The 665-nt window shown below is 43.5% G+C and carries 1 protein-coding gene; it reads left to right on the forward strand.

The annotated features are described in order from the left end of the window. The first annotated feature begins 188 nt into the window (after positions 1-188). Complete coding sequence (locus HMPREF0849_RS09910) at positions 189-623, forward strand: protein rexB (protein ID WP_001245922.1); 435 nt, start codon at positions 189-191, stop codon at positions 621-623. Positions 624-665: the final 42 nt, after the last annotated feature.

Below are 665 nucleotides of genomic sequence, written 5' to 3' on the forward strand. Positions count from 1 at the left end.
AGGCCGGAGATATTTTAACAGAACATTATCTATCAGAAAAAGGCCATCTCTCAGCGCCTCTGAACAAGGTCACCAATGCTGAGATAGCTGAAGAGATGGCATATTGCTACGCAAGAATGAAAAGTGATATACTGGAATGTTTTAAAAGGCAGGTGGGCAAAGTTAAGGATTAATTATCAGGAGGAATTATGCGGAACAGAATCATGCCTGGTGTTTACATAGTAATAATTCCTTACGTTATCGTAAGCATTTGCTATCTCCTTTTCCGCCACTACATTCCTGGTGTTTCTTTTTCAGCTCATAGAGATGGTCTTGGGGCGACATTGTCATCATATGCAGGAACCATGATTGCAATCCTGATTGCTGCCTTGACGTTTCTAATCGGAAGCAGAACGCGCCGACTGGCCAAGATTAGAGAGTATGGGTATATGACATCGGTAGTTATTGTCTATGCCCTTAGTTTTGTTGAGCTTGGAGCTTTGTTTTTCTGCGGGTTATTGCTTCTTTCCAGCATAAGCGGCTACATGATACCCACTATCGCCATCGGCATTGCCTCTGCATCGTTCATTCATATATGCATCCTTGTTTTCCAACTATATAATTTGACCAGAGAACAAGAATAACCCGGCCTCAGCGCCGGGTTTTCTTTGCCTCACGATCGCCCC

It is taken from the genome of Streptococcus sp. C300, from assembly GCF_000187645.1.
Lineage (GTDB): Bacteria > Bacillota > Bacilli > Lactobacillales > Streptococcaceae > Streptococcus > Streptococcus oralis_CQ.

What these genes read in the sequence shown, in the direction of transcription:
- HMPREF0849_RS09910 (WP_001245922.1), top strand. Translation starts at nt 189, where the DNA reads ATGCGGAACAGAATCATGCCTGGTGTTTACATAGTAATAATTCCTTAC.